The sequence below is a fragment of the Pseudomonas sp. PDM10 genome (assembly GCF_014852295.1).
In the GTDB taxonomy this organism is placed as follows: Bacteria; Pseudomonadota; Gammaproteobacteria; order Pseudomonadales; family Pseudomonadaceae; genus Aquipseudomonas.
This window is the reverse complement of record NZ_JACVBJ010000028.1, coordinates 1-297: the sequence shown is the minus strand read 5'-3', so window position 1 is coordinate 297 and position 297 is coordinate 1. Positions and strand designations below refer to the sequence as shown.

Here is a 297-nt window from a genome sequence, read left to right as displayed (position 1 = left end):
GATTGGTGGCATCGGGATGCACCACGGCGCGCAGCTGGTCGAGGGTGACGTCACCGTTGGCGGCGACGCTGACCGTGAACACCAGCAGGTTGGTGGTGGCCGTACGGCCTTCGACTACACCGCCGTTAAGCGACAGGTTGACTGCTTCGCCGGTGGCCGTGTCGGTCAGCCCCGAAGGGCCGGCCGTCATGCCCAGCGCATAGGTCAGGGTGCCGGCACCATCAGCGCCAAATGCCGAGCTGAAGTTGGCGGTAAAGCTCTGAGTGGCGTCGGTTGTCAGCACCGTTTCGTCTACCG

At 65.0% G+C, this 297-nt stretch carries 1 protein-coding gene; it reads right to left on the bottom strand.

Going from position 1 to position 297, the window contains the following annotated elements; genetic code table 11:
• The coding region (locus IB252_RS29965) for a DUF5801 repeats-in-toxin domain-containing protein (protein WP_225607662.1) at positions 1–297 on the bottom strand (297 nt) is incomplete at both ends.